This is a genomic window from Protofrankia sp. CiP1_Cm_nod4 (genome assembly GCF_982290645.1).
The window spans coordinates 1-756 of record NZ_CEVIVC010000015.1 but is presented as its reverse complement, the minus strand read 5'-3'; positions in this window follow the sequence as shown (position 1 = coordinate 756).

Genomic DNA, 756 nt, shown 5'->3' with positions numbered 1-756 from the left:
GACGGCAGGGACGGTTCCGACGGGGGCGCCGCCGGACGCCGTGATGGTGGCGGCCTGGGAGCCGCAGCCAGCTATGGAAAGCGCCACGAGAAGCGCGCATCCCACCCGTCCACGAGATCCTGGGATTGACACGGAGCCACCGTTTCGACAGGCCATCATCGATTGCTGGTCCTCTCGCTCTGTCACCGGCTATCCGGCGGGCTGGTGACGACGCGGCGTACCCGCCAGCCGCACTCCCGCGCGCCCGCACCGCTGGTTGCCGACTGATGGTCGCCGACTGATCCGCCTACGTCATGTCCAGCTAACGGTGTCATACGGTAGTTGTCATATGGTGGTTATTGTGACAACGATGACTCTTCCCTGCGCCGCGCCCTGGCGTCCCGGCGTGTGAATGGCCGGATGACGAGCACTCCCAGGAGGGTGCAGGAAGAACGCGAACGACTCGGAAAAAACCCGCGCGACCATGTCAGATGTGTGAAGACCGCGTCAGACGCGTGAAAGGGAACCGCGGTCCGCGGCGGCCTGTCTGAACGACGGCAGCGGCTCCGGCATGGGGCGTCATCGCCCGCCGGCCGGCTGGTGCGGAACGCCGCCGGCCCGGACCGGCAGCAGCATGATCCCCTCCTGTGCCGGTCAGCCGGTCCGACGGAGCCCGGACACTCATCGGGTGACACCTGATGATCTCCGGGCGGCCCGGGCACGGATCAGACAGGCTCGGGCTCGGGCTCACTTGGGGTGGGTTCGGTGCGAGGGGAG